General features: G+C 32.9%; 17 protein-coding genes. 3 read left to right on the top strand and 14 right to left on the bottom strand.

Annotated elements, in window-relative coordinates:
* Positions 1 to 15: 15 nt before the first annotated feature.
* Positions 16 to 1,296: a guanine deaminase gene (gene guaD, locus CLPA_RS05385; protein ID WP_003444459.1), complete on the top strand. Its 1,281-nt coding sequence runs from the start codon at positions 16 to 18 to the stop codon at positions 1,294 to 1,296.
* Between the two features lie 145 nt (positions 1,297 to 1,441).
* On the opposite strand, the gene preA is transcribed toward guaD, so the two are convergent.
* The 8 genes from preA to CLPA_RS05345 form a co-directional block, all read right to left on the bottom strand.
* Entirely contained in the window at positions 1,442 to 2,641 is a 1,200-nt protein-coding gene (gene preA / locus CLPA_RS05380) for an NAD-dependent dihydropyrimidine dehydrogenase subunit PreA (RefSeq protein WP_003444461.1), read from the bottom strand.
* Position 2,642: 1 nt separating this feature from the next.
* Positions 2,643 to 2,969, bottom strand: coding sequence for a hypothetical protein (locus CLPA_RS05375; protein WP_003444468.1), 327 nt, complete (start codon positions 2,967 to 2,969; stop codon positions 2,643 to 2,645).
* Positions 2,970 to 3,770: 801 nt separating this feature from the next.
* Positions 3,771 to 5,135 (bottom strand): dihydropyrimidinase, encoded by a 1,365-nt coding sequence (gene hydA, locus CLPA_RS05370; RefSeq protein ID WP_003444475.1) that lies wholly within the window; start codon positions 5,133 to 5,135, stop codon positions 3,771 to 3,773.
* A 333-nt stretch (positions 5,136 to 5,468) separates the two neighbouring features.
* Positions 5,469 to 6,947 carry an NCS1 family nucleobase:cation symporter-1 gene (locus tag CLPA_RS05365; protein ID WP_003444477.1) on the bottom strand — a complete coding sequence of 493 codons (1,479 nt, stop codon included), beginning with the start codon at positions 6,945 to 6,947 and terminating at the stop codon, positions 5,469 to 5,471.
* Between the two features lie 484 nt (positions 6,948 to 7,431).
* Positions 7,432 to 8,658 (bottom strand): Zn-dependent hydrolase, encoded by a 1,227-nt coding sequence (locus CLPA_RS05360; RefSeq protein WP_003444479.1) that lies wholly within the window; start codon positions 8,656 to 8,658, stop codon positions 7,432 to 7,434.
* Positions 8,659 to 8,980: 322 nt separating this feature from the next.
* On the bottom strand, positions 8,981 to 10,339 hold the full coding sequence (locus tag CLPA_RS05355; RefSeq protein WP_003444481.1) for an aminotransferase class III-fold pyridoxal phosphate-dependent enzyme: 1,359 nt from the start codon (positions 10,337 to 10,339) through the stop codon (positions 8,981 to 8,983).
* A 23-nt stretch (positions 10,340 to 10,362) separates the two neighbouring features.
* Positions 10,363 to 11,511: an iron-containing alcohol dehydrogenase gene (locus tag CLPA_RS05350; protein WP_003444483.1), complete on the bottom strand. Its 1,149-nt coding sequence runs from the start codon at positions 11,509 to 11,511 to the stop codon at positions 10,363 to 10,365.
* 149 nt (positions 11,512 to 11,660) lie between these two features.
* Positions 11,661 to 12,884: a PucR family transcriptional regulator gene (locus tag CLPA_RS05345; RefSeq protein WP_003444485.1), complete on the bottom strand. Its 1,224-nt coding sequence runs from the start codon at positions 12,882 to 12,884 to the stop codon at positions 11,661 to 11,663.
* Positions 12,885 to 13,064: 180 nt separating this feature from the next.
* On the opposite strand from CLPA_RS05345, the gene CLPA_RS05340 reads away from it, so the two are divergent.
* Together CLPA_RS05340 and CLPA_RS05335 are read left to right on the top strand one after the other, a co-directional pair.
* Positions 13,065 to 13,592, top strand: coding sequence for a PadR family transcriptional regulator (locus CLPA_RS05340; protein WP_003444487.1), 528 nt, complete (start codon positions 13,065 to 13,067; stop codon positions 13,590 to 13,592).
* 98 nt (positions 13,593 to 13,690) lie between these two features.
* Positions 13,691 to 15,382, top strand: coding sequence for an MFS transporter (locus CLPA_RS05335; protein ID WP_003444489.1), 1,692 nt, complete (start codon positions 13,691 to 13,693; stop codon positions 15,380 to 15,382).
* A gap of 357 nt (positions 15,383 to 15,739) precedes the next feature.
* Here CLPA_RS05335 and CLPA_RS05330 read toward each other — a convergent pair whose 3' ends face one another.
* The 6 genes from CLPA_RS05330 to iolG all read right to left on the bottom strand — a co-directional run bounded on the left by CLPA_RS05330 (position 15,740) and on the right by iolG (position 23,233).
* Entirely contained in the window at positions 15,740 to 16,879 is a 1,140-nt protein-coding gene (locus CLPA_RS05330; RefSeq protein WP_003444507.1) for an acyl-CoA dehydrogenase family protein, read from the bottom strand.
* A gap of 30 nt (positions 16,880 to 16,909) precedes the next feature.
* On the bottom strand, positions 16,910 to 18,466 hold the full coding sequence (locus CLPA_RS05325; RefSeq protein ID WP_003444508.1) for an acyl CoA:acetate/3-ketoacid CoA transferase: 1,557 nt from the start codon (positions 18,464 to 18,466) through the stop codon (positions 16,910 to 16,912).
* A 269-nt stretch (positions 18,467 to 18,735) separates the two neighbouring features.
* Positions 18,736 to 19,512, bottom strand: a complete 777-nt coding sequence (locus tag CLPA_RS05320; RefSeq protein WP_003444509.1) for an enoyl-CoA hydratase-related protein — start codon at positions 19,510 to 19,512, stop codon at positions 18,736 to 18,738.
* 80 nt (positions 19,513 to 19,592) lie between these two features.
* Positions 19,593 to 21,182 carry a solute:sodium symporter family transporter gene (locus CLPA_RS05315; protein ID WP_003444523.1) on the bottom strand — a complete coding sequence of 530 codons (1,590 nt, stop codon included), beginning with the start codon at positions 21,180 to 21,182 and terminating at the stop codon, positions 19,593 to 19,595.
* A 111-nt stretch (positions 21,183 to 21,293) separates the two neighbouring features.
* Positions 21,294 to 22,190: a myo-inosose-2 dehydratase gene (iolE, locus tag CLPA_RS05310; protein WP_003444525.1), complete on the bottom strand. Its 897-nt coding sequence runs from the start codon at positions 22,188 to 22,190 to the stop codon at positions 21,294 to 21,296.
* Between the two features lie 29 nt (positions 22,191 to 22,219).
* Positions 22,220 to 23,233, bottom strand: coding sequence for an inositol 2-dehydrogenase (gene iolG / locus CLPA_RS05305; RefSeq protein WP_003444533.1), 1,014 nt, complete (start codon positions 23,231 to 23,233; stop codon positions 22,220 to 22,222).
* Positions 23,234 to 23,250 lie beyond the last annotated feature (17 nt).

Here is a 23,250-nt window from a genome sequence, read left to right as displayed (position 1 = left end):
AAAGAAGGTATAATTATGGAAAATGTTTATGCTGTTAAAGGTAATATTATATTTACCCCTGATTTAGGTAAATACAGTATATTTGAAAATAGCTATATTATTATAGAAAATAAATCTGTTAAAGGCGTATATGAAAAGCTTCCTGAAAAGTTTAAAGATATAATTGTAAAAGACTATGGAAATTCTCTTATAATTCCAGGTTTTGTAGACTTACATCTTCATGCTCCACAATTTGCAAATTTAGGACTTGGACTAGATAAGGAATTAATGCCTTGGCTTGAAACTTATACCTTCCCTGAAGAAAAAAAGTATTCAGATTTAGTTTATGCTAAGAAGGTATATTCAAGTCTTATTAAGGAATTATGGAAATTTGGAACTACTCGATCTGTAATCTTTGCAACCCTCCATAAAGAATCCTCAAAAATGCTTATGGATATGTTTAATATATCAGGACTTTCAGCTTATGTAGGCAAAGTCAATATGGACAGGAACTCTCCGAATTTCTTAATTGAAACTACAGAAAACTCCTTAAAGGACACAGAGGAAATTCTAATAGAATACTCAAATAAATACGATTTAGTAAAGCCAATAATTACTCCAAGATTTGTACCTACTTGTACTGAAGAATTAATGTATGGTCTTGGAAAGCTTGCAGAAAAGTATAATACTAAAATACAATCACATCTATGTGAAAATAAAGACGAAATTGCCTTTGTAAAAGAACTTCATCCAAGAAGTAAAAACTATGCTAGAGTATATTATGAAACAGGACTTTTAAGACAATTTTCTACTTGCATGGCTCACTGTGTACATTTAAAGGAAGATGAAATTGCCTTAATGGCTAAAAAAAAGATTTTTGCCGTACATTGTGCTAATTCAAACAATAATCTATCCAGTGGTATAGCTCCCATAAGGAAGCTCATAGATAGAGGTATCCCCGTAGCCCTTGGAAGTGATATTTCCGGCGGACATAGTCTATCCATGATAAATACTATGGTATCTACAGCTCAAGTATCCAATTTAAACTATGCTGTGAAAAATAGAGCTGAAAAACCGTTAAACACTGCTGAAATATTCTATCTTGCTACAAAAGGCGGAGGCAAATTCTTTGGAAAAGTTGGAAGCTTTGAAGAAGGCTATGAATTTGATGCTTTAATAATTGACGATAGTACTCTTCCTATAGTAAAAGAATTAACTCTAGAAGAAAGACTTCAGAAATTCATCTACACTGGTGATGACAGAAATATAAAGATCAGGTATGTAGCGGGGAAGGAAGTTAGTGAACCTACATTTTAAGAAAAGGTCAAAATACCTTTTCTTAGATGTATTTATTTTTATCATTTTTTCTCCATTTGATATTTGTTTTTTGAACTTTATACTTTGCTTTGACCTTCGTCTTTTCTCACTAAAACTAATCAATCTTTATGAAACTATATATCAACTACTTATACTGAATTTTTCCAGAGGATATAGCCTTAACTGGACATACATTTGCACATAAATGACATCCTACACACTTATCCTCCATAAGTATTGGTCTGCGCAAATCACTTTCCCATTTTATTGCCTGATGTCCTCCATCATAACAGGAGATATAACATCTACCGCAGCCTACACAGGTATTTTCATCAAAAGAAGGATATAAAATAAAGTTTCTGTCAAGTTCTTCTGCTGGCACTATGTTTTCAAGAGCAAGTCCTACCATATCCTGAAGCTTATCAAACCCCTTATCTTCCATGTAATAAGATAATCCACTTATTAAATCTTCAATTATTCTGTATCCATACTGCATTACCGCAGTAGTAACTTGAAGATTTGTTGAACCAAGTAATATGAATTCAGCAGCATCTTCCCAGGTCTCTATTCCCCCCATGCCACTTATAGGTACTCCTTTAAGAGTTTCATTTTTTGCTAGATCATGTATAAATCTTAAGGCTATAGGCTTTACTGCTTTACCAGAATAACCAGATACAGAGGATTTGCCATTGACTATTGGGTAAGATAAAAAGCTATCTAAATCTATTTTAGTAATACTTTTAATAGTATTTATTGCTGCAAGACCTGTTGCTCCACCTTCCATAGCCGCAATAGCTGGAATCTCCATATTTCCTATATTAGGTGTCATCTTGGCAAGTATAGGTAAATTACTTCCCTTTCTTGTTGCCTCACAATATCTTTTAACTAATTCTGGATTTTGTCCTACATCTGATCCCATGGCATCACTTGCCATCTGAGGACAGGAAAAATTACACTCTATTATATCTGCTCCTATTTCAGTAACCAGCTTTGCAAGTTCTGTCCATTCCTGTTCATTCTGTCCCATTATAGAAGCTACTAAAATTTTATTGGGATACTTCTCCTTAAGCTGTCTCATCCATTCTAAATTTTCCTCTAAAGAATGTTCTGAGATCTGCTCTAAATTTTTAAAACCTATAAAAGGTGTTCCCTCTTTACCTATAGTATCAAATCTAGGTGAAACTTCCTTTGATACATAAAATCCAATAGTTTTAAAGACAACTCCTCCCCAACCCATTTCCAGAGCCTTTGCACACATTTCAAAATTATTTCCTACCACTGATGAGGAAAGAAAAAAAGGATTTTCACACTTTACACCACAAAATTCTATTGATAAATCTTTCATATTAGATATCCTCCTTATTTCCATTTTTACCTTCTGTTAAAAATTCATGTACCATATTTATCTGAATAGGCCTGTCTATCTTTCCTCGTATGCAACTTCTTTGACAAAACCTGACCTTATTACAAGCTTCACCACATTTTCCCGATACTTCACTAATTCTCTTTACTGATTCTGCAGATCCTCTAAAATTTTGAAACCTGACAGATCTAATATTCTTAGCTGGATCAAATTCAGCAGGACATGCCTTGCTGCAAGGCGCATCATAACACAAAAGACATCTTGCTGTTTCTTCTATAATCATAGTTTTTGTAACTTTCTTTTTAATCATAAATAAATCTCTCCATTTTCTATTTAATTTTAATTATTAAATATTTGTAATTGTAAATGTATATTAAAACTTATAATTTAAATCACATATCTATAATATATTCTCAATACTTATAATATTGAGAATATTCAATCAACAAAGTAATGACTTATTCTATCACAATAAATTACTACAATCTCATATTAATCTGACAATTAAATTTCATTACAGCAACTTAACTCCATTATTCTCATAAAAGCATAACCATTCTACTATATCTATTTATTCATCCAAAATACCCAATACATATTTCTTACACACATCCCCCTAACCACATTTCTCTCCTAAATACTTGGAACATTCAACTTTCATAACTAGATTTAAAATAAGTCTCATTGGTATGGCACATGTACGTTGAAGATATCTTCGAATGAATAATTAGAAAATCTTATCTTGCCGGCTTCAAAATTCGTTAGGAACCCTTTACTGTTTGAGCTTAAAGTGTTTAGAATTTTGAAGTCAATCACTTGAAGCACCCTAACTTTCATTGTAAGATTTTAAAATAGGTCTCATAATGGTATATTTGCATTGTGAATAACATTGAAGCGAATACTAGAAAATCTTAGTTTTGCGTGTTTGAAACACGTTAAGTGACTTTTACTGTCTGACCGAAGGGAGTTTAAAAGTCATAGTGTTTTAAACTAAGCAAAACTTTAGATTTTCTTTTGAAGCTGAACGTTATTATAAATGCAAATATACCATTAGCTTTGAGACTTATTTTAAAACATACATCAAAGTTCTATCCTCTCACTTCAAGTGACTCTACTTCCTTCTACGTTTTAGCATCTTGCCCCAGCCAGGTTCTCCTAAAAACTCTCCATCCTTAAACACAACACGGCCTCTTGAAAGAGTCATAACGGGATAACCCTTAAGCTCAGTACCCTCCCAGATAGTATGATCCACATCTGAATGCATATTATCCTTTGAAACTACAAAATCCTTATTTGGATCATATATTACTATATCTGCATCACTACCTGGCACTATAGTTCCCTTGGCAGGTGCACAGCCAAATATCTTGGCTGGATTACTTGAGCAAAGTTCTACAACCTTGTTAAAAGAAATTTTTCCCTTATTGGCTTCACTTAGCATATATGGATACATGTTCTCTATACCCATACATCCATTAGGGATTTTTGTAAAATCATCCTTTCCCCAATCCTTCTCATAACTTTGGAAGGGACAATGATCTGTAGCTATAGTTGCAATATCACCAGTTTTTATACCTTCCCATAGTGCATCCTGGCTTTCCTGGCCTTTCATTGGAGGTGAACATACAAAATTTCTTCCATCTTCTCTTTTGTACACATCACTAGTAAAATGAAGATATTGAGGGCAGGTCTCTGCATAGATTTCATAGCCTTCATCTCTAGCCTTTTTAACTTCTTCCATTCCTTCTTTGTTGGCAAGGTGAACTATATAAAGTGGAGCATTTAATGATTTTGCCCAATGAATAGCTCTCTTATCAGCCTCTGCTTCTACAAATTCAGGACGGCTTAAGTAATGATACCAAGCTGAAGTTTTTCCCTCTTTTAAAAATTGTTCTGTTCTCAAATCTATTAAATCTGGATTTTCTGCATGAACACTTATAAGAGCTCCTGTTTCCTTGGACTTTTTCAGTATCTTGCAGAGTACTCCATCATCTACCATAAGTCCTTCTTTTTTATAGACCATAAATACCTTGAAGCTAGGTATACCATAATCTACTGCTGTTTGGAATTCTTCAAGCACTTTTGGTGTTAAATCTGTAATTGCCACATGGAAAGCATAATCTACACAAGCTTGAGGTTCACAAATCTTATTTCTTCTCTGTGCGGTTTCAATAATTCCCTCACCTTTAGTCTGAAGAGCAAAGTCAAATACTGTAGTAACTCCCCCGCAGGCAGCAGCTCTTGTTCCTGCTTCATAATCATCTGAAGAAACTGTGCCGCCAAAAGGCATTGCCAAATGAGTATGGGCATCTATGGCACCAGGTAAAACTAATCTGCCCTCTGCATCAATTACTTTTGCATTACCTGGATCTATATTTACAGCTATAGTCTGAATTTTTCCATCTTTAATGGATATGTCACCTCTAAAAGTATCCGTAGCAGTTACTATTGTTCCATTCTTAATTACTGTATCCATAATTATCTTTAGTAAGAAACTGTATTACAAGTACAAAATCTCACTAAAGTCCACCTCCTTCTACATTTCCCTAATTTTATTGAATATATCTGTTTAAAATAATTTGTATCTTTAATAAAAATCTTAAACCATTAACATTAACAATTTCAAAATTAAATCTGCTAATATTAATGGTTTATAGATAATGCCTATGAAAGCTTAAAACAATAAATTTATAACTAATTGAAATGTAAACTTCCATTGGATAAGATTCATTCATATAATTTACATCCCAATTTAAAGGATTAATTTAATATAATCTCATTTTACATATCAATATTATATACACCTTTTTTATACAGCTGGAGTTTCTTCTGTTTCTGCACTCTCAGAATCTGCAGATTTATCTCTAGGATTCATAATTAGGTAAACTATAAAGGATACTCCAAAGCCAGCAAACCATGAATAATCAACTATTCCTGCCAAGGCTGGTACTACTTTACCTATAAGAGCTACAATAACTCCAATAACTAAGGCTATAATTGCACTTTTATTAAAACCATTTGAATAAGTATAAATTCCATTTTCCATGAAAAGATCTTTTATATTGAGTTTTTTATTTTTAGAAATCCAGTAATCACAAATTATAATTGCTGCAATTGGTCCTAGTATTCCTGAATAAGTTCCAAGCCAATTGAATATATACCCACTAGGGTCAGATAAAAGTCTCCAAGGCATAATAACTATACCTAAAATACCTGTAATAAGTCCTCCAGTTTTAAAATCGATACGTGTTGGCATCATGTTTGAAAAATCATTGGCTGGTGAAACAATGTTTGCTGCTATATTAACCGATAATGATGCAATAACTATTCCAGCAAAACCTATGAAAAGTACTATAGGATTTGTAAATTTTGAAACTATATCAACAGGATCCCACATTGCTTTTCCAAATATTATAACTGTCGCTGAAGTTACTATAATTCCCATAGCTGAGAATATTGTCATAGTTGGTGGTAATCCAATAGCCTGACCTATCATTTGTTCCCTTTGACTTCTTGCGAATCTAGTAAAATCAGGTATATTAAGTGATAAAGTTGCCCAGAACCCAATCATACCAGTTAGTGAAGGAATAAATACCTTGATAAATTCTCCTGTAGTTTTGAATTTGCTTGGCTCATTAAACAATGGTCCAAAACCTTTTGCAGTGTAAACTGCCCATATTACAAGAACAAGTGCAAGTATTAATACCACTGGAGCAGCCCAATTTTCAAATTTTCTAACTACATCCATACCTTTGTATATAATATATATCTGTAATCCCCAGAATATCATAAATGTTATGGCATTAGGCAGTGCTAATCCTAGTATGCTAAAACTTCCACCCATAGTTTTCCATCCTGGTATTATAGATGAAAATAATACATTTAGCGCACTTCCACCTATATAAGTATTTATACCAAACCATCCACAAGCAACTATAGCCCTCAGCACCGCCGGTATATTAGCACCCTTTGTTCCAAAAGAGGCTCTCGCTAAAACAGGAAAGGAAATTCCATATTTAGCACCCGGATGAGCATTTAATAGCATTGGTATTAAAACAATTATATTTCCAAGGGTAATAGTTATAAGAGCCTGTATCCAATTCATTCCTAGTGCAATAAGTCCGCCAGCCATCATGTAAGTAGGTATACAATGTGCCATACTTATCCATAATGCTGTATAATTATAAGTATTCCAATTTCTCTCCTTAATAGATGTAGGGGCAAGGTCTTTATTATACAATTTACTTTGGCTTACGTCTTCTTTTAATTCGTACATTTCTTCTTTCATAATAAGCTTCACTCCTCTTTAGGCACATTCAAGTAAATAATAAGTAAGTATGCTAGTATATTTTGCATTTTACTAAATTAATAAAACCATATAGCTGACTATATTGATGAACAATTTTATTTTTAGATTGAAACAAGTTCTTAATTCAGGTGGGGATTCTTTTAGCCCATCTCAATTTTAGAACTGCAAATGCATGGCTTACTTGGCGTCGAACTTCCACTTGAAGAAGCGAAGAGACTTACGCCAAGTTAGTCAGGTTAAAAATATACTCAGCAGCTTTGACTTAATACTTATTTTTATATTGCCTTAATTTAGTTTTTTAAAATTTTTTATCTTTACTAAGTTTAAATGAATTTAAAAAGATTATCAATATGTTAATATTATTTACTTTTAACTTTGAAAATATCAATTTATATACTGAATTGAGAAAAACTTTTATCAATATATATTGAAGCAAGTTCTTAATTTAAGTGAAAATATATTTCTATTTCTTATCTATATCCAATACCGTTTGAAGTAATACATTAGCTCCTTTTAGACAATTCTCCACAGGAGTCTTTTCTATTTCACAATGACTGTGTCCGCCGATACTTGGAACAAATATCATAGTTACAGGCAGCATATCGGCTACAAACTGAGCATCATGTCCAGGACCACTGTACATTCTCATATTGGAGTAGCCATAAGTCTCTGCATTTTTTTCAACAAAATCCACAAATTCTTTATTAAAGCTGACAGTTTTACGTGACCACAATTCTTTGTAGCTAACTTTACATTTTGCAAGTTCAGAAGGAATATTCTTAATAATTTCAACAACTTGTTTTATCACTTCAGGATCCTGATGTCTTGCATCCAAGGTAAACTTCACATCATCTGGTATAATTGTATGCACATTTGGTGAACAGATAATTCTACCAGTAGTATAAACTAATTTTTCATCCAACTTATCAAGTTCTCTATGAAGATATTGAATAGCCTCGGAAGCTGCTAAAAGGGCATCTTGTCTCATTTTCTGAGGAACAGTTCCAGCATGACCAGCCTGACCTATAAATTCAAATTCATAATTGACCATTCCCACAACGCCTTCTACAACTCCAATATCCACCTTTTCAGCTTCAAGCACTGGTCCCTGTTCAATATGCAGTTCTAGGAAAGCTTTGTAATCCTTGGGATTCATTCTATTCTTCTCGTCACCCTTATATCCACTGGCATCCAGTGCCTCACCAAAGGTTACACCTTCCATATCCTTTGACGCCAGCATCTTCGCCTTATCAAATTTACCAGTAATAACTCCTGATGACATCATAGCAGGGTCGAAACGAGCACCTTCCTCATTGGTCCAGATCATAACTGTAATTGGATGACGATGTGGAATATTCTCTTTAACTATAGTTTCTGCTACTTCCATTCCTGTAAGTACTCCTAGAATACCATCGTAGTTTCCACCTTGTACTACTGAATCACAATGTGACCCCATTGCAATATGCGGAAGATCTTCTGATCCTTTAAAGGTAGCATAAATATTTCCCATATCATCTGTTACAATCTCTGCTCCTAGTGCCTTCATCCTCTTGCAGAATTCTTCTCTTGCCTGAAAGTCTGCTTCTGATAAAGCCAATCTTGTTATACCACCTTTTCCAGTATCACCAAATTTACTAAATGTAACAATTTTATCTTCCATTCTTTTTATGTCACAACTAACATTTTCCATCTTAATTTACACCCCTTTTAAATTGTCTCTAAAAGCATAATTATATCAAAACTTCTTCACCTAAGCTAATATATTCAAATCTTTGTAATTTTCTATCATATATATAGTCTTTACATTATTTTTCTTTAAATACCGTTATCATTATACCAGTTTTAAAATAATCCTCCTTGATGTGATATTTACTATTAAAAGTGCTTTGAACGAGCACTAGTAAAACTTAGTTTTTAAATTAAGCGAAACTTAGATTTTCTTTCGCAGTGAAGGCACTAATAATCGTAAATATCACATCCTAACTTAGAACATTATTTTAAAACTCCCCTTATTAATGAGTTAAAGTATCTGCATAATCAAGAACTTCATCCAGTATTGCCATAGCTTCCTTAATTTCATTTTCTTTTATTATAAGCGGTGGTGCAACTAATATGCAGCTTTCATGAGAATAAGTTGAAAAACCTTTTTCTTTTAGCATTCCAACAAGTTTTGACATTACTTTTTCCGGATCCTTTCCATAAGGTACCATAGGTTCTCTTGTTTCTTTATTTCTAACAAGTTCTACTGCTGAGAACAATCCTATATATCTTACATCCCCTACAGAAGCATGTTTTGCTTTCAATTTTTCAAGTTCTGCTCCAAGTACTTTTCCCATTTCTCTTGAATTTTCAATAAGCTTTTCTTCTTTATATACATCTATAGTAGCGCAGCCGGCAGCACAGCCAATTGGATGAGCACTATAAGTTAGACCACACATAAGTACATTATCATCAAAATGCTTTGCAATTTCTTTGCTGACAATAACTCCGCCTAGAGGTACATATCCGCAGGTTACACCCTTTGCAAAAGTAATAATATCAGGCTTTACATTCCAGTTGTTGCAGGCAAACCATTCACCAGTTCTGCCCCATCCAGCCATAACTTCATCACAGATCATAATTATATTAAACTCATCACACAAAGCTCTAACCCCTTCAAGGTATCCCTTTGGAGGTATTATGACTCCATTACTTCCTGTTACAGTTTCCAATACTATTGCAGCTACAGTGTCAGCACCTTCATAAGTAATCTGTTCTCTAAGCTTATTTACATAATACTTTGATGCCTCTTCTTCACTTTTAAATTCTATTTTTTCCTGATATACATAAGGATCAAAGAATTTTACAAATCCAGGTATTCCAGGTTCACAGGTATATCTTCTAGGCTCCCCTGTAAGATTTGCTGCACCAAATGTTGAACCATGATAAGAACGATAACGTGAGAATATTTTATACTTTCCAGTAACCATTCTAGCCATCTTTATGGCATTTTCGTTAGAATCTGCTCCTCCTAATGTAAAAAATACTTTTCCCATATTGTCTGGTGCAATTTCTATCACCTTTTTAGCAAGTTCAGATCTTACATCTATAGCATTTCCAGGACCTGTAAAAGCTAATTTTTCTGCCTGGTCCTTTATAGCTTCTATTACTTTTTTATTTCCATAACCTATATTTAAATTTACAAGCTGTGATGACATATCATAATATCTTTTCCCCTTTTCATCCCAAAAGTAAATTCCCTCTGCCTTTGTAATTACCATAGGATTTAATTTAGATTGAGCACTCCAGGAATGCAAATTATATTGTTTATCATACTTCTTTATTTCATCCACTTTTAGCGTAGTTTCTTCTCTTTTTATTGTCTGTTCCATAATGAATTCCTCCTAAATATCAATTAATAAATACTTTTATAAATTTCTATCAAATCTTCTAAACTGGCTTTTCTTGGGTTAACCAGTGCACTACCGCTTTTAATAGCATCCTTTGCAAGATCCTCTATAATTTCTTCTTTAACCCCTACATCTCTTAACTTTGTAGGAAGTCCCGTTTCAGCATATAAATCTTTCACAGCCTTTACTGCCAAGTTACTTGCATCTCTTAAAGACAGTCCTTCTGTATTCTCTCCCATAGCCTCTGCAATATCTTTGAATTTTTCAGGACAAGCAGCTCTGTTGTATTCCATAACTCTTGGAAGAAGTATGGCATTTGCCAGTCCATGAGGCACCCCGAAGTATGCTCCAAGTGGTCTTGACATAGCATGAACTAATGCTACTGAAGCATTACTAAAAGCAAATCCTGCCTGCATTTGTGCAAATAACATATTACTTCTTGCCTCTATATTTTCCCCATTCTGTACTGCTTTAGCTAAATTTTTACTTATTATACTTATGGCAGAAACAGCTTGTACATTTGTAGCTGGCTGAGCCTTTTTTGATATGTAAGCTTCTATAGCATGGGTTAATGCATCCATTCCTGTAGCAGCGGTTACATCACTTGGTACCATTAATGTCAATTCACCATCTAAAATTGCAACCTCTGGCACTAATGCTTCTCCACCTATGAGCATTTTAATTTTTCTCTTAGTATCAGTTATTACTATAAATCTACTTACCTCACTTCCCGTTCCCGCAGTAGTTGGTACTGCTATAACTGGTACTCCATGAACCTGAGGTTCTTTATTTTCATAATCCACAATATTTCCAGGATTCTTTATCATAATGCCTATAGCCTTTGCTGCATCAAGAGGGCTTCCACCTCCAAGGGCTATAATTACATTTACATCCTCTTCTTTTGCTATTTTAGTTCCTAAATCCACTGTGTCCACACTTGGATCAGATTCTACTTTATCAAAGACTATATACTGTAAATTTTCTGACTTTAAACTATCTATAATTTTATCTAATGCACCAGTTTTCTTAGATGAACTTCTTCCTGTAATAATCATTACCTTGCTGCCGTACTTTTTAGTTTCTATACCAACTTGTTCTACAGAACCTTCTCCGTATATTATTTTCTTTGGTGATTGAAATACTGAGCTTATCATTGTTATGCCTCCAAATTGTAATTTATTGATATTTTATCAATTAACATATATTAATTTTAATAATTCAATAATTATCATGTAAATAATCTAACATATTTAAAATATTTTTTATATGTCCACTATACACAAATATATAAGCTCTCAGTTGTCTATGAAATATAGTTTAAAAATTTACCAATCTTTATAGCTTCCATAAATTCAAAGAGTATATTTATATCTTTTAAGTCACATTCAAGTATTTCTTCAATTCTATTCATTCTATATTTCATTGTATTTCTATGTATAAAAAGTTTTTCAGCTGCCTTCCCCAAATTAGCACCTTCTGATATGTAAGTTTCCAAAGTTTTTAACATATTACTTTCATTTTTATTGTCGTATTCAATTAGCTTCCCCAGCATTTCATAATAAATCTGTTTCATCTCTCTCTTATTATTGGTTTCAAAGAATATTCTATATATACCTAATTTTTTATATGTCCTTACAGTATTTTTTTCACCAAAAATTCTTATCATATTTAAAGCTTTTTGTGCTTGATCAACGCTTATGTGAAAATCTCTTAATTTATTGGTACTACTACCTATGCCTACACTTACAGTTAATTCTTTCATTTTTTCACTGACGGTTTTCACAATTTCATTGGCACTATCTAGATATCTGTCTTCATAAATATCCTTCTCATCCATTGGAAACATAATTATAATAGAATCTCTATGCATTACATTAAGAACTTTTTTACCTTTTTTATTCATTATAGATAATATAATAACTTCTACATTCTGTTTTATTTCCATAATATTTTCTTCACTTTTTACGCCCGTGCTGTCAGTAAGTTTTTCAAAGTTATCAATATCAACTATAATTGCACAATAATTTTTACTGGAATCATAACCATAAACAGAGGCTCTATTTAAAACTTTATCTGTAAAAATAGATTCTCCAAAAATAATTTCCTTCATAAAGCTATTCATAGAATCCCGTTCTATTTTATTCATAAAAATAGCTCTAGATATACTCTGAGTTACATCTATAAGCTTTACCTCAAAAGGTAATTCAAATATGGGAAAGTCAAATTTGTCTGCCAATTCTTTAACTTCCTCTGGAGTCTCTGTAATATAAGGCCCAGTATTTATCACAAGTCCTGACAGATTCTTGTCTATTAAGTCTTTTACAAATTTAGCCAAAGTATTTACATCATCTTTTATGACTACTCCCGTAATAAAAACTAATTCTCCACCTTTTAACCATTCCGAACCCTGTGGACTCTCTACTACATGAATCCATCTTATCACTCTATTTATGCCGCCTTTTCCAGCTACTAATTTCATTTCTTCAAGATGTTTTAATTTTAAAATAGTACTACATGTAATAAGCATATTTTACCTCCTTTTATTTTTCATATGATAACAATTTCCAATTTATAATTCCATATTATATTATTATATATTAATATCTACATTAATGAATATATCATACCTAAATAAATTCCCATTGACAATTATAGCGTATACTACTATATTATATAGTAGTATACGCTATAATTGGAGGTGAAAACTTTGTCATCAATTGATTTAATCATACTTGGATATCTACTTCATGGTGAAAAAAGTGCTTATGAAATGGTAAAGGAATTTGAAACTTGGAATTTAAGTTACTGGGTTAAAATAAGTAATGCTTCTATCTATAAAAAGATTATTAAACTTTCCAAGGATGGCTATCTTGATTCAAAAAACATTAAGGAAGGGGAAATGCCGGAAAAAACTGTATATTATATTAATGAAAAAGGTCATAATTATTTTCATGAACTTATGGAAAAATATTCTACAAACTTTTCTAATATATATTTTGATTTCAGCGGTTTTATTGTAAATTTAAATAATGTTGATGAAAACAAACGTCATAATCTACTTAAAAATTTCAATGCTGTATTAAAGTCAAAAAGTGAGTATATGAATGGCCCACATAAAGAAGAACATAAATATCTGGAGGAACATAACAAAAACGCCCTTGATCTCATAGAACTTTATGAAGATTTATATAATCTTTTAAATAAATGGTCTTCTAAATTATTAAAAAAACATTAATCTCTTTAATTTTTTCAATAAATTTCTGTAGAACAATAATATAAATACTTTAAAAATAACATTTCAATTCAATATATTAAATAATTAGGAGGTTCCTTATGAACAAAAAAAATAATGCCAATACCACTATTGCTTTTATTGCCATAGTATTAGGTTTTTTTATGGCTCTTTTAGATACTACTATAGTTAATATAACTTTACCTAATATGACAGAATACTTTAATACTACTGTAGAAAATATATCCTGGGTAGTAAATGGATACAATATAGCCTTTGCAGTGCTAATAATAACTGCTTCAAGACTTGCAGATCAATTTGGAAGAAAAAAGATATTTATAATGGGAATTATAGCTTTTACACTTTCTTCTCTTCTGTCTGGATTATCTAAATCGCCTGAAATGCTTATTTTTTTCAGAGTCATACAAGGATTATCTGCCGCTCTAGTGGTACCAGTAACCATCCCCTTGGCTCTTAATATATTTCCTCCGAAAAAACATGGAATGGTTATGGGGATGTGGGGAGCCTTTGCAGGTCTTGCAGCAGCCAGCGGTCCTTCCCTTGGAGGTATAATTACTCAATTTTTAAGCTGGAGATTTATATTTTTTATAAATATTCCCATCGGAATAATCTCAGTACTTTTAACTATTAAATACATTGGAGAATCTTATGATTCTTCTGCAGATAGACGTATAGATCTATTAGGAATACTTGCCATATCTATAGCTGTGTTTTCTCTTACCCTAGCTCTTATAGAGGCAAATGATAAGGGTTGGACTTCAACTTTTATAATATCACTTCTTATAATATCATTAATTTCATTTATACTATTTATAATAGCTGAATTAAAGGTAAAGAGCCCTATGCTTCCTCTAAGCCTTTTCAGGATAGCGCCTTTTACATGTGGAGCTATTGCACTATTTTTATTGGGACTTGGCATGATGGCTGGTGCTTTCTTCTTGGCATTTTTCCTGACACAAGTTAAGGGTTTAAGTGAATTGTCATCAGGACTTATAATATCCACTATGGCACTAGCTTCCATATTAAGCTCTAGTATCAGCGGACCTTTAACTCAAAAACTTGGGGGAAGAATATTTGGTACAGTGGGGCTTGCTCTTTTAGCACTTTCCAGCTATCTTTACAGTACTCTTACTCAATATTCTACTAATTTAGATATAATATTAAGACTAGTAGTAGCAGGTCTTGGTATGGGTCTTGCCATGTCTTCTATAATGGGATCTATGATAAGAAATGTACCTAAGGATAAGGTTGGAATGACCTCTGGTGTTAACAATATGACTAGAACTCTTGGTACTGTACTTGGTGTTGCCGTTCTATTGACATTATTCAATAGCAGCATGACTTCTGAAATGTCAAAAGCTAAAGATGATGCTATTAATATAATTAAAGCAGACACTATTTTTAATAATGAAGCTAAAACTGCTATGATAGGTTCTCTTAATTCATCAAAAACGACCTCCACTAACAGTAATAAGCCCAACATAGATGATATAATAAAAGAAATAAATTTTAAAGAAAATGAAACCCTAAAAACTGTCCCTCAAGCTATGCAGGATAAAGTTAAACAGGGCTTTGAAATTCAAAAGAAAGAGACAAAAATAATTTTTACACACATAGAAACAAAATTTACTGATCACACAGTAGCTGCCTTTAGTTCCACTTTCAAATATGGATTCTTTATATTAATACCTGGAATATTCTTTGCCTTCTTTAGTGATAAAAAGGTAGATAAAAATTTAGCTTATAAAGAAAAAGAAGCCTCTTTAGGATAAATCTTATACATTAAATTAAATATCAGACTAAAAAAATATCAATACAACCTGAATATAAATGCTAATAATTTAGCCTTTATATTCAGGTTGTATTGACATAACTTTATTTCCATTTTTAATCTCCACATTAAATAGATTAATATACAATATACATTAATCTATTTAATATAATTGGTGATTATATATTGTAATTTATATAAAAAATGACCAATAAAAATAATATGATTATCAGTTAAAAAGTAATTCAATAAAACTATCCCAAAAATTAAGTTAAGAAAGAAAGGTGTACTTATTTAAAAATATTTTTAAGGGTATATACTTTTATTGGTCACAGTTTAAACTTAATAAAATTTTGTTCTATCGGAATATTGCTCCGCTGATGATAAGCTTTTGAATTTCATTTGTTCCTTCATAAATTTGAGTTATTTTAGCATCTCTCATCATTCTTTCCACATTGTATTCTCTCATATATCCATTTCCACCAAGCATCTGTACAGCTTCTACAGTCACATGCATAGCTGCATCTGTACATGCAAGTTTTGCTTTAGCAGCAGATAACCCATAAGGCCTCTTATTTTGTTTATCTAAAGCAGCCTTATATAGAATATATTTGGCCTGCTCTATTTCAAGTTCTAGTTCTGCCATTTTAAAAGCCAAATATTGATTTTTAAATAGTGGTTTACCAAATTGTACTCTTTCAGTCATATACTTTTTAGCTACATTAAAAGCACCTTCAGCTATCCCAAGGCCTTGAGCTGCAACACCTATTCTTCCTCCATCAAGAGTACTAAGTGCCATTCCTAACCCCTTTCCTTCCTGCCCAACCAGATTTTCAACTGGAACTTTACAATCTTCAAAAACTAATTCTGAAACCTGAGCAGCTCTTATACCACATTTATTTTCAATTTTTCCTATAGAAAAGCCTGAAAAATCCTTTTCTACAATAAATGCAGAGAGTCCCTTAGCACCTTTACTTCTATCTGTAGAGGCAATTACGAAAAATGTTTCTGATAGAGGACCATTGGTGATAAAACATTTTGATCCATTTAATATATAATAATCTCCCTGCTTTACGGCGGTAGTCTGTACTCCTGAAGCATCAGAACCTGCATTTGGCTCTGTAAGTCCAAAAGAGCCAAATTTTTTCCCGCTAAGTACATCTGGAAGATATTTCTTCTTTTGTTCTTCAGAAGCATTATTAAATATACCCCCTGAACAGAGGGAGGTACTTACTGAATAGGAAATACCCACTGATCCATCTATTTTTGATATTTCTTCTACTGCTAATACATAGGATAAATAATCTCCTCCAAATCCACCATATTCTTTAGGATATGGCATTCCTATAAGCCCTAGTTCTCCCATCTTTTTATAAGTATCTACTTGGAATTTACTATTTTCATCATTTTCTATAACTCTAGGTTTAAGTTCATTTTCAGCAAAATCTCTTGCAGTTTTTTGTATCAATTGCTGTTGTTCTGTTAAATCAAAATTCATATTATATTCCTCCAAAAATTATATTTATTTTTAGTTATTATTTTTTAATCCCATAGGTTTATCATAAAAAATACGTTCATCCATAAGTTTTGGCTGTCCCTCCATTTTAGGAACAAATTCCATCAATTCAAGTATATCTTTCTTAAGATTCACTCCTGGCGCTATTTCAGTTAGATATAATCCATCTTCTTTTAGCTCAAATACTGCTCTCTCAGTTATATACATGACCTTCTGTTTTGTCTTTTGAGCATATCTCCCACTAAAGGTTATTTGCTCTACTTCCTTTAAGAACTTTATAAGCTTTCCTTCTTGCAGAATCTCAAGCTTTCCATCTCCAGTTGATACTTTAAGTCCTGAAGTAGTAAAGGTTCCACAGAATATTACCTGCTTTGCATTCTGTGATATATTTATAAATCCGCCACAGCCTACTATACGCGGTCCAAATTTGCTCACATTCAAATTACCACTTTGGTCTACCTGTGCTAAACCTAAAAAGGCAATATCAACTCCGCCGCCGTCATAAAAATCAAATTGATAAGGCTGGTCCAGTATTGCCTCTGGATTAATAGAAGCTCCAAATTTGCCGCCGCCTTCTGGTACTCCGCCTACTGGTCCTGCTTCTACCGTTAAAGTCATATACTTTCCAATTCCCTCTTCATTTGCCACCATGGATATAACTTCTGGTATGCCTATTCCAAGATTTACTACCGTGTTGGGTTTTAATTCCAAGGCAGCTCTCCTTGCAATTATCTTTCTTATATTTAATGGAGCTTTCTCGATACTTGTAATTGGTACTCTTATTTCCCCTGTTAAGGCTGGATTATAATCAGATCCGAAGGACTGTTCATGTTCCCTAGCATTTGAAACTACCACTATATCCACATAAATTCCCGGTATCTTAACAAGACGTGGATCAAGTGTTCCAGATGCCACAACCTTTTCTACCTGAACTACTACAATTCCTCCACTATTTTTACAAGCCTGGGCCATGGAAGTAGCTTCTAAACTAGCCACTTCCCTTTCCAAGGTTATATTTCCATTCTCATCTGCAAAACTTCCCCTTATAAAACACACATCTATTGGTAACGACTTATATAGAAGTCTTTCTTCACCCTCTACATTTATAAGCTTTACTACATCCTCTTTACTTATATCATTTAACTTTCCGCCCTCAATTCTAGGGTCTACAAAAGTATTTAATCCCACATGAGTTATGGTACCTATTCTTTTTCCTGCTATATCTCTAAATAATTCAGAAATGGTTCCCTGAGGTAAGTTATAAGCTTCTATTTTATTTTCTATAGCCAGCTTCCCTAGTTTTGGGGCTAAATTCCAGTGCCCTCCAATAACTCTCTTTGTCATTCCCTCATGTGCAAAATGATCTGCTCCCTTTCCAGTACAATCCCCCTGAGCTGCTGCATACAACAAAGTTAGATTTTTGGGATGTCCTGTTTCATTAAATCGCTTTTCCAAATAACCTGTAAGAGATTCCGGGCAACAACTTCCTACAAATCCACCAGTTGCAACAACATCTCCATCTTTAACCATCTCGGCAACTTCACAAGGTTTTAAAAAACTTACTGCCATTGAGATCATCCCCTTACAATTCTTAATTTGAAGCAAGTTCTTAATTCAGGTGGAGATTCTTTTACACCATCTGAATTTTAGAACTGCAAATGCATGGCTTACTTGGCGTTGAACTCCCACTTTCACAGAGTGCAAGCAGACAAAACAAAATTTATTTTGTATTTGGTACGAATCGCTGTACAGAGTGCAAGCAGAGAACCAAAATCTTTTTTTGATTTTGTGTGAGGGCTGTACAGAGTGCGAGGGATACTTACGCCAAGTTAGTCAGGTTAAAGTCCTTTGAAGTCTGCTTTTCTTTTTTCTAAAAATGCTTTCATACCTTCCTTTTGATCTTCCGTTGAAAAACACAGACCAAATGAATTTGCTTCATATTTAAGTCCTGCTTCCAAATCTACATCTAATCCATTATTTATACATGCTTTTGCTAATTTAACACCCCATGGAGATTTAGTCATTACCTTTTCAGCAAACTCCTGTGATTTTACTAATAATTCCTCAGGTTCATAGACTTTATTAGCAAGTCCTATACGATAAGCTTCATCGGCAGTAATCATATCTGTAGAAAATATCAATTCTTTTGCTATTCCCTTTCCAACCAATTTTGGAAGCCGTTGAGTTCCTCCGAAACTTGGCAATATTCCTAAATTAACTTCTGGTTGACCAAATTTAGCTTTTTTTGAAGCAAACCTTACATCACAAGCCATTGCAAGCTCACATCCTCCTCCAAGAGCAAAACCGTTAACTGCTGCTACTACTAATTTAGGTAGATTTTCTATTTGTGAAAATACATTTTGGGCAAGTCTTGAAAAATTTGTTGCCTCTATTGAATTTAGAGTACTCATTTCAGCTATATCTGCACCAGCTACAAAAGCTTTTGATCCCGAACCTGTTATTATTACAGCTTTTATTCCATCGTTTACAGATATGTCATTTATTACTGTACCAAGTTCTTTTAATGTTTCACTATTTAATGCATTAAGAGCTTTAGGTCTGTTAATTGTAACTTTTTCTATTCCATCTTCTTCTTCAAAGATAATATTTCCCATGATAAACTTCCTCCTCTAAACTATAAATAACTCTTATTTAAAATCCTTTAACATTAACAATATAATCGTTTTCATAAATTTTAACGAGCAATTCCTATTTTTGAGAACAGTACATATATGCAAAGCATTGCTATTATTAAGAATACAGAATATACTTTTCTATATTTCCATGGAGTTAAATCTACCTGTTTAGAATCTACCTGTACATAATCTGTCTCTCTAGGTTTTATTTTGCCTACAATTAACATAACTGCTACATTAACAAAGAACAATACACTTAATACATATAAGAAATTTACTTTTGAGAAGAAAATTATATAAAGTGCATATATTATAACGTGTATAATGGTAGCTACTCTCGTTGCAGTTGCTGAAACTCTCTTTGTACAAAAGGCTATTATTACTATAGCTATAATAGGTATATTGTAGAATCCAAACATCTGCTGCAGAAACAAATACAGACCTGATGGTGCTTTAGATACAAAAGGAGCTACTATAACAGATATTATAACTATTGCCAGTGCTAGCATTTTTCCTACCCAAACTACTTGTTTATCAGTAGCTTTAGGATTTATTGACGGCTTATATAAATCCATAGTAAATAGTGTAACTGAACTGTTTACTGCTCCATTGAAAGCACTCATTATAGCTCCAAATAGAATTGCTGCAAATAATCCAGCTAAAGGTTTAGGTAAAACACTTATAACTAATGCTGGATAAGCAAGGTCATTTTTAAGAACTGAATTTCCTAGTAAGCTAAAAGCAATTACGCCAGGTAAAACAAGAAAAAATGGTCCTATTAATTTAAAGGTAGCTGCAAATAAAGCACCCTTTTGACTCTCAATAAGATTTTTACCCCCTAAAGTTCTTTGAACTATGGCTTGATTTGTGCAAAAGTAAAATAAATTATTAAATAATAATCCAAAGAATATTGTTGGCCAAGGAACTGCAGAAGCACTACCACCTATGCCATTAAGTTTTTCTGGATGCATTGTAATTAAGTTATGAATTCCACCTGTAAAACTTCCATGTCCTAATGCTATAAGTGCTAAAATTGGTATTAATAGTCCGCCAGCTAAAAGTCCTACTGCATTTAATGTGTCAGACACTGCAATAGCTTTCATGCCTCCAAATACAACATATCCAAGACCTATAATACCTATAAAAACAGCGGTAATGGCAACTGCAGTCATTTGACTTACGCCAAGCATACCTGAAATATTAAAGATTTGATCTAGTACTAATGCTCCTGAATAGAGAACAGTAGGAAGATAAGTTGCTGCATACCCTAATAAGAACAATATGGATATCATTTGACGTGTTTTTCTATCATATCTTTCTTCAAGAAAATCCGGTATAGTGGTTATACCACTTTTTAAATAACGAGGTAAAAATATCAGTGCGAGGGCTATTAAAGCAATAGGAGCGGTCTCTTCAAAAGCCATAACTGCCATGGTACTTCCAAAACTGGTTCCGTTTTGACCTACTATCTGCTCAGTAGAGAGATTTGAAAGTATAATGGATCCCGCTATAAACACACCCGTTAAACTTCTTCCACCAAGATAGTATCCATCCGCACTTTCAAGATTAGTACTTCTTGTTTTCATGAATGCATACACCCCTACTAAACCCGTATACAGTAAAAAACTTATTATCGGCAATAAACTCATACTTTACGCCTCCTTCAATTTATATTAAAACTATGTTATATATTCTTTTTATAAGACATACTGATACTTCATAGGAAGTCAGTATGTCCTTTTAAATGAGGTTATAAATAATTATATATGAGCTTTTTCTTTTATATAATTTCTTCCTATCCTAGCATATTCAAGAGGATTAGCTATGGCCGGGTCTTGTTCTGCTTCAATCAGTAACCAGCCCTCATAGTCACTATCCTCTAATACTTTAAATATTGGTTCAAAATCTATGGCTCCATCTCCAGGTACGGTAAATGCACCAAGCCTTACTCCCTTTAAAAAACTTAATTTTTCTCTTTTAACTTTTTTAACAATTTCTGGTCTTACATCCTTTAGATGTACATGTTTAATTCTATTAATATATTTTTTTAATACAGCTATTGGATCTTCACCAGAATATACTAAATGACCTGTATCAAATAGCAAGTATACTAAATTTTCATCGGTAATACTCATAAGTTTATCAATTTCTTCTGTAGTTTGAACTCCTGTGCCCATATGGTGATGATAAACTATTTTCATCCCTTTATCTGCTGCAAGTTTACCAAGTTTATTAAGTCCATCTCCAAGAAGTTTCCATTCTTCTTCATTAAATTTATACTTGCCATCAAATATTGGGGTTTCCATTTGACCCTGAATACTATGCCCCTGTTCTGACACTACTATTACTTTAGCACCCATAGCATTTAAAAAATCTCTATGTGCTACAAATGCTTTCTCAGTTTCTTCATATGGTTTTGTAGTTAAAAATGAACTAAACCAAGCACTTGCTATTTGAAGTCCTCTAAGTTCTAAAGCTCTAGTTAAAACCTTTACATCCTTAGGATACTTATTTCCTATTTCAGTACCTTTAAATCCAGCCAAAGCCATTTCACTTACAGCCTGTTCAAAGGTATTTTGCTTACCTAAATCTGGCATATCATCATTTGTCCAGCCTATTGGACATATACCTACTTTTACTTTTTCGTTATTAAACATAGTAATTCCCCCCGAATCAAATTATTATTTTAATATTCTATTTCTGATATTTTAACAGGTCTGTTTGCCTTTAAAGATTTTGTGGCAGCCTCACCTATTAATACGGCTTTTAAACCGTCATCAGCATTTACAGGAACCTCTGTATCATTTACAATAGCATCAATAAATTCACTTATTTCTTGTGCATAAGCCTGCATATATCTTTCTAAGAAGAAGAATAATGGTTTTTCGCCAGTCACTCCATCTTTAGTTGATATCACAGCTGAAGAATTACTATCATTTTCTACAGATACCTGTCCTAGTGATCCGAATACTTCTGCTCTTTGATCATAACCGTAGGCAGCTTTTCTCGAGTTATCAATTACTGCCAGTGCTCCACTTTTCATTTTTAAAGTTACAATAGCTGTATCAATATCCCCGGCTTTTCCTATGGCATTGTCAATAAGTACATTTCCTGAAGCATAAACTTCCACTACTTCACTGTCTAAAAGATACCTTACCATATCAAAATCATGTATTGTCATGTCAAGGAATATGCCTCCTGAAACTTTAACATAATCTATTGATGGAGGTTCAGGGTCTCTTGAAGTTATTTTAAGTATATGAGGTTCTCCTATCTTACCTTTAGCAACTGCTGATCTCACTGCTTTAAAGTTATGATCAAATCTCCTATTAAATCCAACTTGATATTTAACTTTTGATTTTTTAAGTTCATCTATGACTTCCTTAATTCTTGACAAATCATGGTCAATAGGCTTTTCACAGAATACATTTTTTCCAGCCCTTATAGCTTCTATAGATATCTTTGAATGAGTATCAGTGGATGAACATATTAATACCGCATCTATTTCGTCATCTTCAAGTATTTTCTTATAATCTTTATAGGTATTCGGAATTCCCATATCCTTAGCCCATTCTTCTGTAGCTTCATTTAAAAATACATCTGCAATTGCCTTTACTTCTGCATTTTTTACATACTTTGTAATACTTTCTCCATGAACTTTTCCTATTCTTCCTGCACCTATAATTCCAATTTTCAACATAACAACATCCCCCATTC

Source organism: Clostridium pasteurianum DSM 525 = ATCC 6013 (assembly GCF_000807255.1).
Lineage (GTDB): Bacteria > Bacillota > Clostridia > Clostridiales > Clostridiaceae > Clostridium_I > Clostridium_I pasteurianum.
The sequence above is the reverse complement of the archived record's forward strand: the minus strand, read 5'-3'. Positions and strand labels throughout refer to the sequence as shown.

What these genes read in the sequence shown, in the direction of transcription:
- guaD (WP_003444459.1), top strand. Translation starts at nt 16, where the DNA reads ATGGAAAATGTTTATGCTGTTAAAGGTAATATTATATTTACCCCTGAT.
- CLPA_RS05355 (WP_003444481.1), bottom strand. Translation starts at nt 10,339, where the DNA reads ATGGAACAGACAATAAAAAGAGAAGAAACTACGCTAAAAGTGGATGAA.
- CLPA_RS05315 (WP_003444523.1), bottom strand. Translation starts at nt 21,182, where the DNA reads ATGAGTTTATTGCCGATAATAAGTTTTTTACTGTATACGGGTTTAGTA.
- CLPA_RS05335 (WP_003444489.1), top strand. Translation starts at nt 13,691, where the DNA reads ATGAACAAAAAAAATAATGCCAATACCACTATTGCTTTTATTGCCATA.
- CLPA_RS05350 (WP_003444483.1), bottom strand. Translation starts at nt 11,511, where the DNA reads ATGATAAGCTCAGTATTTCAATCACCAAAGAAAATAATATACGGAGAA.
- CLPA_RS05320 (WP_003444509.1), bottom strand. Translation starts at nt 19,512, where the DNA reads ATGGGAAATATTATCTTTGAAGAAGAAGATGGAATAGAAAAAGTTACA.
- hydA (WP_003444475.1), bottom strand. Translation starts at nt 5,135, where the DNA reads ATGGATACAGTAATTAAGAATGGAACAATAGTAACTGCTACGGATACT.
- CLPA_RS05325 (WP_003444508.1), bottom strand. Translation starts at nt 18,466, where the DNA reads ATGGCAGTAAGTTTTTTAAAACCTTGTGAAGTTGCCGAGATGGTTAAA.
- CLPA_RS05345 (WP_003444485.1), bottom strand. Translation starts at nt 12,884, where the DNA reads ATGCTTATTACATGTAGTACTATTTTAAAATTAAAACATCTTGAAGAA.
- CLPA_RS05375 (WP_003444468.1), bottom strand. Translation starts at nt 2,969, where the DNA reads ATGATTAAAAAGAAAGTTACAAAAACTATGATTATAGAAGAAACAGCA.
- iolG (WP_003444533.1), bottom strand. Translation starts at nt 23,233, where the DNA reads ATGTTGAAAATTGGAATTATAGGTGCAGGAAGAATAGGAAAAGTTCAT.
- preA (WP_003444461.1), bottom strand. Translation starts at nt 2,641, where the DNA reads ATGAAAGATTTATCAATAGAATTTTGTGGTGTAAAGTGTGAAAATCCT.
- iolE (WP_003444525.1), bottom strand. Translation starts at nt 22,190, where the DNA reads ATGTTTAATAACGAAAAAGTAAAAGTAGGTATATGTCCAATAGGCTGG.
- CLPA_RS05365 (WP_003444477.1), bottom strand. Translation starts at nt 6,947, where the DNA reads ATGAAAGAAGAAATGTACGAATTAAAAGAAGACGTAAGCCAAAGTAAA.
- CLPA_RS05330 (WP_003444507.1), bottom strand. Translation starts at nt 16,879, where the DNA reads ATGAATTTTGATTTAACAGAACAACAGCAATTGATACAAAAAACTGCA.
- CLPA_RS05360 (WP_003444479.1), bottom strand. Translation starts at nt 8,658, where the DNA reads ATGGAAAATGTTAGTTGTGACATAAAAAGAATGGAAGATAAAATTGTT.